Raw genomic sequence first — 19,047 nt, 5'->3', positions numbered from 1 at the left:
AACTAATTAAAAGATAAAGTTAACGCACTTTATTGAAATTTGTTTGTTGAAAACTTAAGCAATGCATCGCCAAGTACATCTTTACGCCAACCAAATAATAAATCAATTCTATCTGCTACCTGATCACTATCTAGTAACTTAAAATGCCAAGATAAAAACTGATTAATTTGTTTCTTTGAGGCGAGATTTTCTACTGGAATACCTTTTTCCTTCGAAACTTTAGCAACAAACTGTTTCACATTTTTAAAAATTTGCTTATAGCCAGGGTACTCGTCTAAGCGCCTAACCTTAGCGGGGTAACTCCCTTCATCATCTTGCTCAGCCTGTTTTAACACAGCAAGCATCGCTTTACCTTTATGGCGAATATCTAATTGCTCAGGTCCTTCAAGTTGTAACATGGCGGAGGTACTACGTGGGTTATATTGAGCGAGTGCCATTAACGTATGATCTTTGGCAATAAAACCAATTGGCAAGTCTCTTTTCTTTGCTTGCTGATAACGCCAACGAGTTAAGTGTTTTAAACGATTAAGTTGCACAGGGTTTAATCGCCAAGCTAACTTAATCGAGCGATATAAAACATTGTCATCTATGGCTGTAAACTTTTTATCAATTAAGGCTTGTGACTCTTCTTTGGCATAATCTAGGAAACCTGATTGCTGTGTTTCAGCGAGTAACGTTGGATATAGTGCATAAAGATGCTCTACATCAGCACTAGCGTATACAAGTTGTCTTTGGCTAAGCGGCCTTTTAGTCCAATCAGTTCTCGACTCTGATTTGTCTAATTCAATATCAGTATAGTGCTTAACCATAGCTGCATAACCTACTGATAAACCATGACCTAAAAACGACATCATAATTTGAGTATCAATTAGATTTTCGGGTTTACAATCGCCCGCCGTCATAAACACTTCTAGATCTTCAGAGCATGCATGAAGCACTTTTAAAATGGCAGGATCAGTTAATAGCTGCCAAAAAGGAGTTAAATCGGATACTGCAATAGGGTCAATTAATGCAAGCACTTCACCATCAGAAACTTGCAGTAACCCTAATTTCGCATAAAGGGTTCTTGTTCTGACAAATTCTGTATCTATGGCTAGCATTGTTGCCTGAGACAATTTTCTGCAAAGCAGCTCTAAATCTTTTTGGTCATCAATATACTGATAGGTCATGTCATATACTTCTTGAATTACTGTTGTACTACTTATGACGACGTCGTGTACTTAATTTTTGACGTTGTTGATGCTTTTTAACTGAGCGACGAATTCTACGACTCTTCGCATTATCCATCGCTTTTTCATCAACTTTTACTTTACTTTGTGTTTCAGGCTTTAATTGCACCAATTTACGATAATAATTTACATCTTTTAAACCTAATTCTTTCCAACCACCTAGCGGCAGCTGCCTTTGCATTTCCATATCACCATAACGCACACGAATAAGACGGCTAACTTGTACATCTTGGCTTTCCCACAAACGACGGACCTCACGGTTTCTACCTTCTGAAAGCACAACATGGAACCAATGATTTCTGCCTTCTCCACCACGATAAGAAATTTTTTGAAAACGTGCGGGCCCATCTTCTAATTTAACACCGGTTCTTAGCGTTTGTAGCATGGCTTCATTAATATCACCAAAAACACGAACTGCATACTCACGCTCTACTTTTTGTGATGGATGCATGAGCCTATTGGCAAGTTCACCGTCTGTAGTAAATAACAACATACCTGAAGTGTTAATATCTAAACGTCCAACAGCTACCCAACGACCTGTTTCTAATGGTGGTAAACGGTCAAACACGGTCGGCCTGCCCTCAGGATCTTTGCGGGTACACATTTCACCTTCAGGCTTGTTGTACATTAAAACTCGACATATAGTTTCGTCTTGCGCAGTTAGCTTGACATGATGACCATCAATTCGGATTTGCTCGCTGCCGTCGACTCTGTCACCTAAATAAGCCACTTTACCATTGATGCTTACGCGCCCTTCACTGATATAAGTTTCCATTTCACGTCGTGAGCCTTGCCCTGAACGTGCTAATACTTTTTGTAATTTTTCCGAATCTTTTACGCTGGCTTTTTGAAAGTTTACTTTGGCAGGTTTTGATTGTTCAGCTTTATTCTTCTTGCCTTTAACATCTTTTCCCTGCTTAGCACCCGATTTTTTCCCAGTGCCACGGGTGCCATACTTATTGTCGCTAGCACTTTTTTGACTGTCTTTTTTCGCTTTATTCTTTGATGCTTTGTTAGCAGGGTGTTTTTTGTTTGTTTCTGTATTTGTCGACATATATTTCAACTCCGTCAGTAGCCTCTCCCAAGTAGATAACTTCTGACTCTAATGTTGTTAAGTAGAGGTAACTATAGTTACTCAAATGGTGAAGGATCCCCTTCACCAACACGGATAATTTCAATCGTATCATTTGAAAAATCAATGACCGTCGTTGGGTGCTCCCCCAAATGACCACCATTAACAATAAGATCAACCTGATGCTCTAATAAATCTCTGATTTCTTCAGGGTCATATTCAGCCATATCTTTACCAGGCATAATCAAACTAGTAGACATTATAGGCTCTGCTAGTTCAGCCAACAAGGCTTGAGCAATGTTATTATCAGGTACCCTAATACCTATGGTTTTCTTTTTAGGATTCAGTAATCGTTTAGGAACTTCTTTACTGCCCTTAAATATGAAGGTATAAGCCCCTGGTGTATTATTCTTTAATAATCGATATGCACTATTATCAACGCGCGTATATTCAGACAATTGCGATAAATCTTTACACACCAAGGTAAAATTATGCTCTTTGGTAATATCTCGGATTTGACAGATTCGCTCCAACGCTTTTTTATCACCCAAGTGGCAACCTAAAGCATAGCCTGAATCAGTCGGATACACGATAACACCACCTTGATTTAATATGGCAACGGCTTGCTTCATTAAACGACCTTGAGGGTTGTCAGGGTGAACATAGAAAAACTGACTCATATAAAATCCTTAATACTACTCATGATTAATAACAATGGTTAAAGCCACTGTTTCCATATAGGAATTGCGCCATCAGGTAAGGTTAAATGACGGCCTAGGTCACTCCATTTATTGGGGCGGTGGAAGTCAGATCCCAAAGAAGCGAGCAAATTATATTCTAAACAGTAGTTTAGCATTGTTTGCCTCTGTTGTTGATTCATTTGTGGCAAAACAATCTCTAAACCATCCCCGTGGCCATCTTTAAATTGCACAATTAACCTTCTTAACCACTTTGCCGATAAATCATAGCGAATGGGGTGTGCCATAACGGCAGTACCGCCCGCCTGATGTATTACCTCAATTGCCCGCTCAATGGTGCACCAATTAGGCTTAACAAAAGCTCTTTGTCCTTTACCGATGTATTTATCAAATGCCTTTTGCATCGTTGATACATGGCCCTGTTGATATAACACTTTAGCAAAGTGCGCGCGTGTTATAGAGCCTTTACCCGCGAGCAATAAAGCCTTTTCATAAACATCTGCAAAACCGCATTTCACTAATTTTTCGCCAATTTGTTTTGCACGATTCACTCTGGCCTGCTGTTGCTCAGCAATTAATTGCCTTAACGTCGCATCATTTTTATCAATATTTAAACCAACAATATGAATTTCAAACCCATGCCATGCCGTAGAAATTTCTATGCCATGGATTAGCTTAAGTGGAACATTTTTTTCCTCTATATAAGCATCAGCTATATCAAGACCTTGGGTTGTATCATGATCAGTGATAGCTAAAACATCTATTTGATAGTTCCAAGCCCTATCAATTAAGGCCTCTGGAGAAAGTTCACCGTCTGAACAGTGGGTATGACTATGCAAATCAATGCGACCATGAGAAAAACCTTCCGTTTTTTTTATGGTGTGTGGAAAATCAACGGTTGACAGCAAAGCCATAATATTGTCTTCTATAGGGGATAACTTACTAAGATGGTAAGTTTACTGATTAGAGCAATATAATGATACAAGCAAAACTATTTTCTTTTAGTGTAGTAAACGCTAAGGCAACAAAAAATTGGTGGTGGCATAACTCTATATAACGGGTTGTGATATTTGCTGTATCTAAGTTTTAGATAGAATCAGAAAAAATTTCAAAAAACCCGCTTTTTACAGCGGGTTTTTTACGTTTAGCATAAAAAAATTGTATACAATAGCGTGAGTTAACTTAAAGCGCCCACATATATAATAGGAATTAACATGAACAAAACAAAAACTTGGTTTATTTGGTGGCTTTTGCCCATTTATGCAGGATGACATACGTAATTAACACCAATAAAAAGTAGAATTAACATGAGTAACACACAACATAATCTAACGGATTTATCTGTACTGACAACAACAGACAGTGCCCCTTATCAAGCAGATCCGCTCGCTGTATATCAATTATTGTGTCATGACCACAGTAACAATATATTATTAGAATCTGCAGAAATAGATAAAAAGCACTTACTAAAAAGCTTACTACTGACCAATGCAGCGGTTAAAATCGTTTGTCATGGCAACCAAGTAACCTTTCATGCGCTAACAACTAATGGCAATTTAGTGCTAGAGTTTGCAAAGACACAATTACAGGATAAAGCAACACTAAGCTGTAGTGAAGATAACAAAGCATTTACCGCCATCTTCCCTCATATACCTGATGAACTTGATGAAATGTCTCGCCTTAAGGCGACAAACCCCTTTGAAAGTTTACGCTTATTTCAGCAGGTTAAAAACCAGCACCACCACCCTTTTTCAGTATTCCTTGGAGGTGCATTTGCCTTTGATATGATGTCTGTTGCTGAGATACTTCCTCATGTTAAAGACGGTGAAAATACTTGCCCTGATTTTGTTTATTATTTAGCTGAAACTTTAGTTGTTATCGATCATGAATTGGAAACTACTGAGATAATAACCAATTCATTTATAAATGAAGGTGAACAAGTCAGTGAAGGTATAAACAAAGCAGCGCAAAAGAGAATCCAAACAATCGCATCACAGTTAGCCACTCCTATTACTTCAACATGTGAATTTGATAATAGTAAGGCTCAACCGAGTGATAAGATAGATACGGATATTAGTGATGAAGCTTTTTGCAAAATTGTTGAACAGCTAAAAGAGAACATCCGTGCAGGCGATATCTTTCAAGTTGTACCATCAAGAACTTTCTCCCTACCTTGTGTTGACAGCATATTATCGTACCAAGCATTAAAATTAAGTAATCCAAGTCCCTACATGTTTTACCTAAAGGACGAAGATTTCTGTATTTTTGGCGCATCACCTGAGTCTGCCATTAAATATCAACAACACAACAGGCAAGTAGAAATTTACCCTATCGCCGGAACCAGACCTCGCGGTTTTAAGGCTCAGGGCGACATATCACTAGACTTAGATAGCCGAATAGAGCTCGAACTAAGACAAGATAAAAAAGAATCAGCAGAACATATTATGTTGGTTGATTTAGCCCGCAATGATATAGCCAGAGTGAGCCAAGCAGGTACTCGATATGTCGCAGATTTATTAAAGGTAGATCGTTATTCCCATGTCATGCATTTGGTATCACGAGTCTGTGGCACCTTACTCACCGACCTTGACGCACTACATGCTTATCAAGCTTGTATGAACATGGGAACCCTTTCGGGGGCCCCTAAAGTTAAAGCAACTTCATTGATCAGAGAAGTTGAAGGAAAAAGGCGCGGTAGTTATGGCGGCGCTGTAGGATATGTGACAGGACAAGGCGATATGGATACTTGTATCGTTATTCGCTCAGCATTTGTAAAAGATAATATTGCGCAAATTCAAGCTGGTGCTGGCGTTGTTTATGACTCTGATCCACAAAGTGAAGCCAATGAAACCCGTCAAAAAGCGCAAGCGGTTATATCAGCAATTGCTCGTGCTAACCAAACAATACACGTTAGAAAAGTTAGCTGCCTTGCACAAGATATAAGTGAGGAGAAATAATCATGACTAAATTATTTATGTTAGATAACTTAGACTCATTTACTTATAACTTAGTTGATGAATTTCAATGCCTTGGCTATCAGCCAACAGTTTACCGACATACGTTAAGCGCTGAATTTATTTTCAGAAAAATTACGGCACATATCAAAGAGACTAATGAGCCTGTGATGCTAGTTTTATCACCTGGTCCGGGCGAGCCTAAAAATGCAGGTTGTTTGATGGAGCTTATCAAACTTTGCGCAGGTAAGGTCCCTATGCTAGGTATTTGCTTAGGTCATCAAGCGATAATTGAACATTACGGTGGCAAAGTTGGCCGCGCGGAAGAAATAGTTCATGGCAAAGCTTCATCAATTGAACATAACGCAGAAGGTGCATTTACTAATATCATTAATCCACTGCCAGTAGCTAGATATCATTCACTAGTGGGTATCGATGTTCCTAAGCAACTCGATGTTATTGCTCATTTCCAGCAAATGCCTATGGCTATTTGCCATCATGATGATGGCGTATTAGCGTACCAATTTCACCCTGAATCTATTTTAACCACCTTCGGCTCAACGTTATTGGCGCAAAGTATTGATTACTTAAAGCAACATAAAATCAGCCAAGTCTTAAACACAGAGAACGTATGATGAGTACTTTAAATTTATTAATCGACGGTAAAAACCTTTCTCAGACACAAAGCCATACATTTTTTAGAGAGGTATTGCACGGTAATATTGAACCTGCATTATTAGGCAGCGTACTAACCGCTTTAAAAATTAAAGGTGAAACTCCCGAAGAAATCGCGGGTGCCGCAGTAGCCATTAGAGAAGCCGCTACGAGTTTTCCAGCGCAAGTAGAACATGTATCAGATTGTGTTGGTACAGGCGGAGATGGTGCAAACACTATTAATATTTCAACAACGGCTGCAATTTTAGCAGCAGCCTGTGGCATAAAAATGGCGAAGCATGGTAACCGTAGCGTTTCAAGTATGTCTGGCTCTGCTGATTTACTTGAAGCTTTTGGGGTTAATTTAATGATGACGCCTGAAACAGCCAGTAATTGTCTTGCTAAAGCCAACCTATGCTTTTTATATGCACCTGCTTATCATTCTGGTTTTAAACATGCAGCGCCCGTTAGAAAAGCAATGGGGGTTAGAACACTGTTTAATATCCTTGGCCCTTTAGTTAACCCAGCGCAGCCTAAAGTGATGTTATTAGGCGTTTACACTCCTGATTTACTACAAACTATAGCCCAGGCTTTATTACTAACAGGTGTAGAGCGTGCCTTTGTTGTGCATGGTAGTGGCTTAGATGAAATCGCCTTACACGGAGAAACGCGATTAATTGAAATTGATCAAGGCGAGCTTATTGAGCGCACCATCACGCCAGAAGATTTTGGCCTTGATAGTTATCCGCTAGAAGCGATAAAAGGCGGAACGCCGCAAGAAAATGCTGACATTATTAAAGCGATTTTATCAGGCAAGGGTGAAGCAGCACACAATGCTGCCGTTGTGATTAACTGTGCTTCATTACTTTATTTACATGGCAAAGCAGATTGCCTTAAAACTGCCCAAGAAATAGCAAGCCAAGTGCTGGCTTCAGGCAAAGGTTTAGAGACTTTAGAGCAGTTAGTGGCGCTATCTAATGAAGGAGCAACACAATAATGGCTAATATTTTACAAAAAATAGTGGCAGATAAGCGTATTGAAATTGACGCCCTAAAAAAAACTAAGCCCCTTGAAAGTTTTATTGATGAGCTAGTGCCCACTCAAAAGGACATGTACCAAGCTTTACGTCGCACTGAAGATAAACCTGAAGCAGGCTTTATTTTAGAATGTAAAAAAGCCTCTCCCTCTAAAGGGCTAATCAGGCCTGATTTTGATGTAAAAAGTATATGCCAAACCTATGATAAATATGCTTCAGCCATTTCGGTACTAACCGATGAAAAATATTTTCAAGGAACTTTTGATTACTTGCAAATTGTTTGTAATACCGTTTCTTGTCCTGTGTTAAATAAAGACTTTTTTATTGATACTTACCAAGTCTATCTTGCAAGGCATTATGGGGCTGATGCGATATTACTTATGTTAAGCGTGCTAAGCGATGAGGAATACCTTGCTTTAGCTAAAGTGGCTGAGCAATATAACTTGGCTATTTTAACGGAAATATCTAATGAAGAAGAAAAGCTTCGAGCAATTGATTTAGGTGCAAAGCTTATCGGCATCAATAATCGTAATTTAAGAGATTTAAGTACTGATATTTCTCGTACTTTTGATTTTGCTCCCAGCATACCTGATGACCGTATTATTATTTCTGAATCAGGTATTTATACTAACGCACAAGTACGTGAGCTCGCACCTGCTGTTGATGGTTTTTTAGTGGGTAGTTCATTAATGGCAATGGATAATAATCCATACAATGATATCGATTTAGCCTGTAGAAAGCTTATTTTTGGGAATAACAAAGTTTGCGGTTTAACTGCTGCACAATTTGCTCACGAATCAGCCAATGCTGGTGCCCGTTATGGTGGTTTAATATTCGCTGAAAAATCTCCTCGATGCGTCACACAAAATCAAGCTCTTGAGATCGTGAATGATCAATCACTCAGTAAATTAGAATATGTCGGTGTATTTGTAAATCATCAACGTCAAGCCATTGTTGATTTAGTTAAGACACTTAACTTATCTGCAGTGCAATTACATGGGGACGAAGATGAGCAATACATCACGAGTTTAAGAAGACAACTGAATGATAATAATCAACAGCAATGCCAAATTTGGCAAGCTAATGCTGTAATTGAACAAGTACCAACGTTAAGCGAGAAAGTTGAGCATCATGTACTTGATGGTAAATCGCCAGGTAGTGGCAAACCATTTAACTGGCAAACACTTGCTGAAACAGCACAAAATTTATCAAATAGCTTATTAGCTGGTGGGCTGAACGAAGAAAATATTGACTCAGCCTTAAACCAATTAACTGAATTAGACTTGTTTGGTTTAGATCTCAACTCAGGTGTTGAAACGAGTCCAGGCATAAAATCGAGTGACAAACTCCAAACCGTTTTCACTCACATTAGGAATTATTAATATGCAACACGATACAAATAAAACTACGAGTACAGAAAAAACAACATTGCCTGCCTACTTTGGCGAGTTTGGCGGTATGTTCGTTGGTGAGCTTCTTGTTCCTGCATTGGAGCAATTAGAGCAAGCTTTTTTGGATTCACAAAATGATGAAGCCTTTCTCACTGAATTTAATAATTTATTAACCAAGTATGCTGGTCGCCCTACTCCGCTTACTTGCTGTCGCAATATCGTTAAAAACCCATTAGCAAAAATATACCTAAAACGTGAAGATTTACTGCACGGTGGCGCACATAAAACTAACCAAGTATTGGGGCAAGCCTTACTTGCAAAACGCATGGGCAAAACCGAAATCATTGCCGAAACTGGTGCTGGACAGCACGGCGTAGCAACAGCTATCGCCTGTTCACTGTTAGGATTAAAATGTCGCGTTTATATGGGCGCTGTTGATTGTGAAAGACAACAACCTAATGTCTTTAGAATGAAACTAATGGGCGCTGAAGTCATCCCTGTGACTGCCGGCTCTGGTACGTTAAAAGATGCCGTAAATGAAGCATTAAGAGATTGGTCCGCTAATTATGAAGATGCTCATTATTTATTGGGGACTGCCGCAGGACCTCATCCGTTCCCAACCATAGTAAGAGAGTTTCAGAAAATGATTGGTATTGAAGCTAAATCACAGTTTTTGGCTGAAGAAGGACGGTTACCTGATTACGTAATCGCTGCAGTCGGTGGCGGTTCAAACGCAATTGGTATGTTCCAAGATTTCATTAAAGAAGAAGACGTTAAATTGATCGGTGTTGAAGCTGGTGGCAAAGGTATAGATACTGACCAGCATGGCGCAACATTAGCAGCTGGCAGTAAAGGTATGTTACACGGTAATTACACCTATATCATGCAAGATCAATATGGACAGATAAATGAGTCATACTCAATATCTGCCGGTTTAGATTATCCTGCGGTTGGCCCTCAACATGCTCATTTAAAAGAAACAGGTAGAGCACAGTATGTACCGATTAATGATGATGAGGCATTAACAGCCTTTCAAACATTAGCTAAAAATGAAGGAATTATTCCTGCATTAGAGTCTTCCCATGCCTTAGCACAAGCTTTAAAAATGGCTGAAGCTGCAACAGAAGAAACCATTTATTTAGTGAATCTTTCTGGTCGTGGTGACAAAGACTTGGCCCACGTACACACAGTACTTTCTGCACAAGGAGAAGTATAATGACAACAAATAAAACCGTGGGCGCACGCTACCAAGCATCCTTTGACTTGCTCAAAGAGAAAAATCAAGCAGCATTTATTCCGTTTGTTACTATAGGCGATCCTAATGCAGAGCAATCACTCGCCATTATTAAAAGCTTAATTGACGCTGGCGCTGACGCACTTGAACTTGGCATTCCTTTTTCTGATCCAAGTGCTGATGGTGTAACCATACAAATGGCAGGTCTTCGAGCATTAAATTCCGGTATTAATACCGATATTTGTATAGATATTTTAAAACAAGTTAGAGAATATGCACCGCACATTCCAATTGGTTTATTGCTTTACGGTAACTTAGTTTTTGCTCGTGGTATTGAAAAATTCTACCAAGATATGAGTGCTGCTGGTGTCGACTCTGTACTGATTGCCGACGTGCCTATCAGAGAAAGTAAACCTTTTAGAGAAGCAGCAATGAAGCACAATATTGCCCCGATTTTTATCGCTCCGCCTAACGCCAGCGAAGAAACCTTAAAGCATGTTGCTGAATTTGGTGCTGGCTATACTTATATTCTAAGTCGTGCAGGTGTTACTGGCGTTGATAGTGGTGCTTTAACGCCTGAATCATCTGCCAAACGATTAATAAACTCTCTTGAGAAATACAGCGCAGCACCACCAATCGTTGGCTTTGGTATATCTTCTCCAGCCCAAGTAAAAGACGCGTTAGCGGCTGGTGCGGCAGGTGCAATCAGTGGCTCTGCTGTGGTTAAGATCATCGAGGAAAATCTAAACAATAATGAACAAATGTTAGTTGAACTATCAACTTTTGTAAGTGACATGAAAGCCGCTTGCTTGTAATAGAGGCAAAATAAGTAAATTATTACACCTTAACGAATCTATTTATAAAGCACACTAAACTCGTTAAACGAATGAGGAGTAATTATTTACTCCTCATTTTCTATCTAGAAACATTTCCAAAGACAATTTTATGTCATTCTCCCTTGCACAAAACTGCTATTCGTGAAGTTTTTTTAAGAAATATTTTTGCATATTGAGAAAAACCAAATTCAGCCCAAGCTATTGAATACAATATACTTTAACTAAACAAAGTAGAGCACTACTCTGTAAGCAACAGAATTTAAAGTATTTTTCTTAACTGCTTAATTATTGAGCCTTGATTAAAAGCATGCTAGCTTAATAAAAAACTGTTCATATTTATAAAGAGGTTTTATGACAAAGTTAGAATCTATTGCTGTAGCAATACTCGTGATTGCATCTGGTGCATATATTATTAATAGCGTGAACAACTCAGATGAAAATACAGTAAAAAAACAAGAGACGAGTACAACCGTTTCAACCCAAGCAAAGAAACCAGTAAATCAAAGCTCTCAGCCTTTGCCGCCGCCAAGACACAACACCAGTGTCAATCATGCAGCTTTACCCGTAGAGCACGGTTATGCTGATGACTCTGGCAAACAAATTAACCCTGAGACAGGTGAACGATTACCACCACCTCCGCCTGCACCAGCACCTAGAAAAAATGGTAACAGAACGAGCCATCATTCTGCCCATCAACATGGTCATGAATCAGATTCCTCAAATAAACGTGGTAGCGATGTACCACCACCAGTAGGGCCTAATGGCTAAAAAACGAAATTCTTCTTTAAAAAGCTAGCTGCCGTTAGCTTTTTATTTCGCTTTTCAGTTTTGTCTTTAGTCATATTAAACAAGCTTCTTTTCTACAAAAAATACCACTTCTTAAAATAATTTTGGTAAAACTCTTGAAACATAGACCAATACACATTCATTTAACTAGTATGAAACCAATCTGTATAAGAAAGTGATCACCTCTTTATGCTAAATGGTATAAATGCTCCATTTTTATTTTTTAGCCGTAGTTACAAAACAATAACAGTCCATTAAAAACTTAACCTCTAATAACAGTTAGATATAAAGATTCCTGTCTTTTAAAACCAACAATAAAAATCACTCAAAAAACACAAAAAACATATACATTTTTGCAACATTAAAAACAGCAAATTAACGTAAGGAAGTTCATTTTACATATAAACAATATTTATACTATTAATCCTAACAATCCTAAAAGAATTAAGTCAAATCAATCAAAAAAGACCGGAATCAATTGAATTTCTTATTAATTTGAAAATCCCCACTTCACTTAACAGGAAAATCGTACAAAAAAATAGCAAAAGTTATAAGCAGCATGTATACAATTAATATTATTTATAATATATTGCATACAATAATAATATTCAGTTACATTTTGTAGCAATATAAGAAGCCTCTCCGTTACTGCTTCTTCATATGGATATTAAAAGAATTAAGCTGGGAACTGTCTGTAGGATGCAACTACTTTCCAGTAATTAGTCGCTTCTAATTAATACCTTCACATAAGAGAAAGGTAATAGCAGCTAACTAGTAACCAATGCAATGCTAGCGCTTTTCTAGCAAATCGATATTAATCGGTTAAAGAGGAAACTCACAAAAGTACATAAAAATAATAAATTAACGGATAGGTATTGCATAACTTATCCCTTAGTAAAAAAACGGGAACTTATATGACACATTCTGTCGCTAAAAAGTTGCTTACCGCGATTGCTGTAGCAGGTGCTTTTGCATCACACAGTGCTCAGGCAAGTGATACCCCACTCTGTGGTAGCACCACAACAACAGGTGGTGCGCTAACTGTCGGCCAATCTGAATGTACTTCAGGTAACGGTCTATATTTTTACGTCGATGTTGAAAATAATAACACTGAACTAGAAATTACTACCTCAGGTGGTACTGGTGAAGCTGATATTCTTGTCAACACGTCGGGCTGGGCTTCAAGCTCTAGCTACACTCAACGTACAAACAATTCAGGTACTGAAGAATCACTAACGGTTACAGCCCATGCTGGTCGCTTGTATATCAGTGTTTTTGGTATCCATGAACAAGTTACACTTAACGTTAAAGATGCAAACGCCAACAATGATAACGGCGGCGGCACAGGTGATGGACAACCTTGCTCAAACCCTAGCAGTGAAAATGCAACATTAACATTGGGTGAAGTAAGATGTACTTCTGGTAACGGATTATACTTTAGTACTGAAATCGAAGAAGACGGTACTGAGCTTACCATCACTACGGCAGGTGGTACAGGTGAAGCCGATATCTACGTTAACTCTAGCTCTTGGGCCACACGTAGCAGCTATACTGCATCTTCTGTAAATTCGGGTACTGAAGAATCATTATCCGTTACAGCAAATGCTGGTACCTTCTATATTTCATTAATGGGTAATCATCAAGGCGTTACTTTCAGCTTAAATGGTGATAGTGGCTCTGATGATGGAACTGGTGACGGTTCTGGTGACGGTGGTGGTGACACGACTGAGCCAGTTTTGTGTGGTGCCAAAACAACCACAGGCTACCCATTAACACTTAACCAAACAGAGTGTATTTCAGGTAATGGTCAATACCATTACTTAGATGTAGAAGCAGATGGCACTAACCTTACAATCAGTACAACGGGTGGTACAGGTGAAGCTGATCTTTACGTTAATACTGGCGGTTGGGCATATGATAATGCCTATATAGCTTCATCAGCAACTGCAGGTACAACAGAAGAAAGTATTTCATTAACAGCCAATGCTGGCCGTTTATACATCAGTATTTTCGGTAACAACGATCAAGTTACTTTCAGTGTTACGGATGACACTAACGACGGTGGTGGTGATACTGGCGGTGGTGACGGTGGTGGTGATACTGGCGGTGGTGACGGTGGTGGTGATACTGGCGGTGGCGACAGCGGGAGTGACGATTATGTAGTTATTGATAAAAATGTCGTTGTTACTATTCCAGCTCCAACATTAACTTCATCAAGTCAATTTGCAGATGTAGTAAATGAAATTATTGCTGGCTCATGGGCTGATTGGGCAGCTATTGCTAGCAGAGCAGACGATCCAATTGGTGATGTTGCAGATGCTATTCATTTCTTAGCCGCACAAGATGACCTTACTAGTACAGATCTTGATCAGTTAGTTTACTTCTTAAGAAACTACTCGTTCAATGGTACTACGGATGATTTCACTACTGACGAAGTAACTCGTTTAAGCAATGCTTTACATGCAGTTGCGAAAATGACTGACTTCCACTCAACTGAAGCTCCTGCCGGTTTGATCCAAGAAGGTTATGCTACAGCAATGTTAAACTTAGCATTGTCTCCAGCAAGTGATGCTTTCGAAGAGCACATTCCACATTTATTAGCTTTAATTCAATATTACTCTGAATTAACTAACCCGTATGCGAATGATAACTTTGGTTATAGCACACATCAGTTATTAAAAGCTGTGTATGATATGGCTTGGGAAGCAAAATCAAATAGTGTTTTAGATGCTGCTTTTGATAATAATATGCTTTCAGTTATCTCTGCATTACGTACATACGGTTTAGGCGAGACTGGCTTAGATTTACGCTGGGATGCTGATAGTGATAAGAAATGGATCTTAGCACATATCTTCTTAGCACTAGGTCATGTTAGCAATATTGCTGATGATGCAACCAAAGAGCGTATCGATAGCATCGTTATTGAAATTTATAACAGTGTTATTGCAGATATCTCAGTTGAAACAGCAAAACGTGAAATAGGTACAACGTATCTTGAAGCCGTGGGTCGTACGTGTGATGCGAATGATGCGCTAGCTGATTACTGCTTACCTGCTTTACAAGTAGACGACGTATTAACAATCACTCATCAGTGTACCGCTGACTTAACTATTCGTGCACAAGCAATGACGCAAGCGCAATTAGATAGTTCATGTCAAAAAATGGCAGCTGTTGGTGATAAATTCCATAACTTCTTCAACACAGGTAACCAACCTGTTGCTAATGATACTAACGTTAAGCTAGAAGTTGTTGTTTATGCAACTCCGGAAGATTATGAGCAATATGGTTATGATTTCTTCGGTCATAATACCGATAACGGTGGTATTTACTTAGAAGGCGATCCTTCAGTAAATGGTAATGTTGCACGTTTTCATGCAATGCAGTGTCCTGCTAGTTGGGTTGGTTACTCATGTGCCGCTGAAGGTGATGTTTATAACCTTGAGCATGAATATACTCACTACTTAGATGGTCGTTACAATTTATATGGTGCTTTCCAATATCATGACAATACTACGTCATGGGCTGAAGGTATGGCTGAATATATGGCTAACGGTGAAGGTTACAAACGTAACTTAGACAGTGTAATTGGTGAAAATATCCCATCGCTTTACAGTGTGTTGTACGCAACTTATGACTTCACAAATCTATATCCATGGAGCTACTTTGCGATGCAATATCTAGGACTTGAACGTCCTGATGCTGTAGCAACTCTTGCGCAAGCTCTACGTTCTTCTGATGTTTCACTATATCAAACAGCATTATTAGAAGTAGCTGAAACAGATGGTACGGGCTTTGTTGATTGGGTTGCAGCAAATACACAAGCTACACCTCCTCCTGCACAAGAATTACCTGCTGCAAATACGTTTGGTAGCTGTGATTTAGTATACCAATACGCTAATGATACCAGCGTTTCAGCAAGTGTTACGTTAACGAATACAACAGATACACCAGTAACTGTATACGCTATTAATGGTGTAACAGGTCAAGTTGACTACACTAACCCATTACAAGTATTAGGTTTAGGTGAAAGCTACACATCATCAAACCATGCAAATGGTGATCGTTTAGTAGTTACTGACAACTATAAAAACTGTTTAGGTGTTGCGGTATTAACTGAAGCCTCTAATAGCTATGACGTTGATGCAGCTATGGTTGCGGATGCGGTAACTGTTGAAGTAATTCCTGCTGCAAATACATTTGGTAGCTGTAACCTAACTAACGCCTATACACGTTCTGCTGATGGTGCTGAAATCTCAATCACTAACACCACAGATACACCAGTAAATCTTTACTGGGTAGACGTAACAACTGGTGAACCTAACCTAGATAACAACTACCAAACCTTGAACAACGGTGACAGCTATACTGCTGATTACTGGGCACAAGGTGACCGTTTAATGGTTGCTGATAGTAATAACAGTTGTTTAGGTGTTGCGGTATTAACTGAAGCTGTAAACACTTACGTGATTGATGCTGACTCATTCACAGCGAATGACGGTTCTGGTGACGGTTCTGGCGACGGTTCTGGTGACGGTTCTGGTGACGGTTCTGGTGACGGTTCTGGTGACGGTTCTGGTGACGGTTCTGGTGACGGTTCTGGTGACGGTTCTGGCGACGGTTCTGGTAACGGTTCTGGCGACGGTGACGGCTCTGGCGATGGTTCTGGTGACGGCACTAATCCAAATGTTCCTACCTTACCGACTAACCCAGGTATGTGTGGTGCTGACACTTTAGAAGAACAAGAGTTAACCTTTAACCAAGTTGAGTGTGTTAATATTTCAGGTTCTTCTTCGTACTACATTTTTGTACCAGGTGATAACCTTGAAATAACCATGTCTACTGCAGGTGGTACAGCTGATTTAGCTATCTACACTAACGGTGAAACATGGGCATCAACAAGTAACTACGAAAACGTATCAACAAGCACAGGTACTGGTGAGTCTGTAACTCTTACAGCAAACAAAGGCTGGTTATATGTTTTACTAGACGCTAACGGTGGTGATGCTGATGAAGTAAGCTTCTTAGTTGCTACAGACAAAACCAAATTCCCAACAACAGGCGGTGGTAATGAAATCCCTGATGATGGTTTCCCAACAGATGCCACTCGCTTCTTAGGGTTAAACGGTGATGAACTTGTAGAGCGTATTGCTATTTCTCACCCACAAAATGTTAGCCCTATCTATAACATTAGTGGTTCTGATGCGACACAAATCTACTCAGAAGCTAATATGTTAGCCATTGCTAATGCAATTAATAGCCGTGCTCCGTCATATACTGGTGAAGACACTACAGGTCTTGAATCATTGTTCTATTTCTTACGTGGTTCATTCTATGTCTCATTCTCACACCCAGATGACGTACCTGAATACACAAGCGCTGTAAAAGCAACAATTAAGACAGCATTACGTGCATTTTTTAATAATGGCAATGCTTGGATCACAAGTGAAGCTAATGGTAGTGTATTAAAAGAGTCACTTATAACAGTTGACTCAGCTGGATTAGGTGCAGATTTTAATGATATTACAATTAAAGTCTTAACTGATTACAATGCTGATTGGAAATCTAGCTTTAACATGAATGCTGCTGCAAATGCTGTTTTCACTACGTTGTTCCGTGCTCAATGGGATGATGCAATGAAAGCTATATTTATTGCTGACGACAGTATTTTAGATGTTTTATATGACTTCCAAAACACTAACCGTGACATGATTGGTACTGATGCTGAGTATGTTTTATTAAATGCTGTAAACGAAATGTCTCGCTTATATCATATCGATGAGTTATTCCCACGTGTTAAGTCACTAGTAAAAGCCGTACTTGATAGTACTAGCAAAGATGATGACACTAGAGGCTTATGGATTAAAGCAGCTAGCATGTCTGATTACTACGACCGTGCTGACTGTGGCTATTATAACATCTGTGGTTTCGCTTATACGTTAGAAGCAGAAACATTAGCATTTAACTATAAGTGTTCAGATAGTCTTAAGATTCGTGCGCAACATATGTATAACGATCAAGCTGCTTGGATTTGCGAAGTATTAGGCGGTCAAGAAACTAACTTCCATCAAATCTTAGGTACAGGTTATCAACCAGTAGCTGACGATAATAACCAATCTTTAGAATTAGTTATTTTCGACTCTTCAGATGATTACCAAACTTATGCAGGTCAATTCTTCGGTATCAATACCAACAATGGTGGTATGTACTTAGAAGGTGCGCCAATTAACGAGAAGAACCAAGCACGCTTCATTGCGTATGAAGCCGAGTGGATTAAGCCTGAATTCCATGTTTGGAACCTACAACATGAATATGTGCATTACTTAGATGGTCGTTTCGATTTATACGGTGATTTCCAACTTGGTATGACTGTCAATACTGTATGGTGGTCTGAAGGTTTAGGTGAATACATTTCTCAAGGTGATGGTAATGATTATGCAATTTCTGTAGGTCAATCACAGGATGTAGCATTATCTGAAATCTTCAAAAATGACTACAACTCAGGTCAAACACGTATTTATCGCTGGGGTTACTTAGCTGTTCGCTTTATGTTTGAGAATCACAGAAATGATGTGAATCAAATTCTTAGCTTAACGCGTACAGGACAATACCCTGAGTACCAAACTTACATGGATAATATTGGCACTGCTTACGATAACGAGTTTAATGACTGGTTAATAAATGGTGTGGTATTAGGCGAAAGCAATATTGTTGAGCTTGGTCCAAATGATGAAGACTCAGCTGCTTCAGGTACCGCTGGTAACTGGGCCGGTGAACCAGTAACGATTAGTACTGACTTTTCACCCTGTGAGGTTAACGTAGCAGAAAATGCTCATGACCCTGAGAATACAACCTTAATAACGAATCAAATCGTTGAATGTATTAATTCTTCAGGTGGGCGCGCATCATTCTTCATCCGTAACGAAGCTGGATTATCTACTCGTCTTAGATTAAGTACTACAGGCGGCTGGGGGAATGCTGACATTATGTTTAAAGCTGATGGCTGGCCAACAGCACAAGATAATGACGGTTACGCTAACGGTGATGGAAACTGGGATAGCTTAGAAGTTCAGCTAAATCCGGATGTTTACTGGCACTACATCACTTTAGATGGTGAATTTGGTGGTGTAGAACTAAGGGTTACTGAAAGATAATAAATT

12 protein-coding genes are annotated in these 19,047 nt (G+C 39.2%); 8 read left to right on the top strand and 4 right to left on the bottom strand.

Features of this window, described 5'->3' with window-relative positions:
• Positions 1–29 precede the first annotated feature (29 nt).
• From rnd to rnm, 4 genes are all read right to left on the bottom strand, one after another.
• Positions 30–1,169 (bottom strand): ribonuclease D, encoded by a 1,140-nt coding sequence (gene rnd / locus EPA86_RS16650; protein WP_140605518.1) that lies wholly within the window; start codon positions 1,167–1,169, stop codon positions 30–32.
• Positions 1,170–1,197: 28 nt separating this feature from the next.
• A complete protein-coding gene (gene rluB / locus EPA86_RS16645) occupies positions 1,198–2,283 on the bottom strand; it encodes a 23S rRNA pseudouridine(2605) synthase RluB (protein WP_140605517.1) in 1,086 nt (361 codons plus the stop codon).
• A 77-nt stretch (positions 2,284–2,360) separates the two neighbouring features.
• Entirely contained in the window at positions 2,361–2,981 is a 621-nt protein-coding gene (locus EPA86_RS16640) for an L-threonylcarbamoyladenylate synthase (RefSeq protein ID WP_140605516.1), read from the bottom strand.
• Positions 2,982–3,019: 38 nt separating this feature from the next.
• Complete coding sequence (rnm, locus tag EPA86_RS16635) at positions 3,020–3,913, bottom strand: RNase RNM (protein ID WP_140605515.1); 894 nt, start codon at positions 3,911–3,913, stop codon at positions 3,020–3,022.
• Positions 3,914–4,306: 393 nt separating this feature from the next.
• Between rnm and EPA86_RS16630 the strand changes: the two genes are divergently transcribed.
• From EPA86_RS16630 to EPA86_RS16595, 8 genes are all read left to right on the top strand, one after another.
• A complete protein-coding gene (locus tag EPA86_RS16630) occupies positions 4,307–5,956 on the top strand; it encodes an anthranilate synthase component 1 (protein ID WP_140605514.1) in 1,650 nt (549 codons plus the stop codon).
• A gap of 2 nt (positions 5,957–5,958) precedes the next feature.
• Positions 5,959–6,588, top strand: a complete 630-nt coding sequence (locus EPA86_RS16625; protein WP_140605513.1) for an aminodeoxychorismate/anthranilate synthase component II — start codon at positions 5,959–5,961, stop codon at positions 6,586–6,588.
• The gene (trpD, locus tag EPA86_RS16620; RefSeq protein WP_211664957.1) at positions 6,588–7,604 is read left to right on the top strand and encodes an anthranilate phosphoribosyltransferase; all 1,017 of its coding nucleotides are present in this window, start codon (positions 6,588–6,590) and stop codon (positions 7,602–7,604) included. The genes EPA86_RS16625 and trpD overlap by 1 nt, the downstream gene beginning before the upstream one ends.
• Positions 7,604–9,025, top strand: a complete 1,422-nt coding sequence (gene trpCF / locus EPA86_RS16615; protein ID WP_140605511.1) for a bifunctional indole-3-glycerol-phosphate synthase TrpC/phosphoribosylanthranilate isomerase TrpF — start codon at positions 7,604–7,606, stop codon at positions 9,023–9,025. Before trpD ends, trpCF begins: the two co-directional genes overlap by 1 nt.
• Before the next feature lies 1 nt (position 9,026).
• A complete protein-coding gene (trpB, locus tag EPA86_RS16610) occupies positions 9,027–10,250 on the top strand; it encodes a tryptophan synthase subunit beta (RefSeq protein ID WP_140605510.1) in 1,224 nt (407 codons plus the stop codon).
• Entirely contained in the window at positions 10,250–11,083 is an 834-nt protein-coding gene (gene trpA, locus EPA86_RS16605) for a tryptophan synthase subunit alpha (RefSeq protein WP_140605509.1), read from the top strand. The genes trpB and trpA overlap by 1 nt, the downstream gene beginning before the upstream one ends.
• A gap of 372 nt (positions 11,084–11,455) precedes the next feature.
• Entirely contained in the window at positions 11,456–11,872 is a 417-nt protein-coding gene (locus tag EPA86_RS16600; protein WP_140605508.1) for a hypothetical protein, read from the top strand.
• A 932-nt stretch (positions 11,873–12,804) separates the two neighbouring features.
• A complete protein-coding gene (locus EPA86_RS16595) occupies positions 12,805–19,041 on the top strand; it encodes a collagenase (RefSeq protein WP_140605507.1) in 6,237 nt (2,078 codons plus the stop codon).
• The last annotated feature ends 6 nt before the right edge of the window (positions 19,042–19,047 follow it).

It is taken from the genome of Litorilituus lipolyticus (assembly GCF_006439335.1).
Lineage (GTDB): Bacteria > Pseudomonadota > Gammaproteobacteria > Enterobacterales > Alteromonadaceae > Colwellia > Colwellia lipolytica.
The sequence above is the reverse complement of the archived record's forward strand: the minus strand, read 5'-3'. Positions and strand labels throughout refer to the sequence as shown.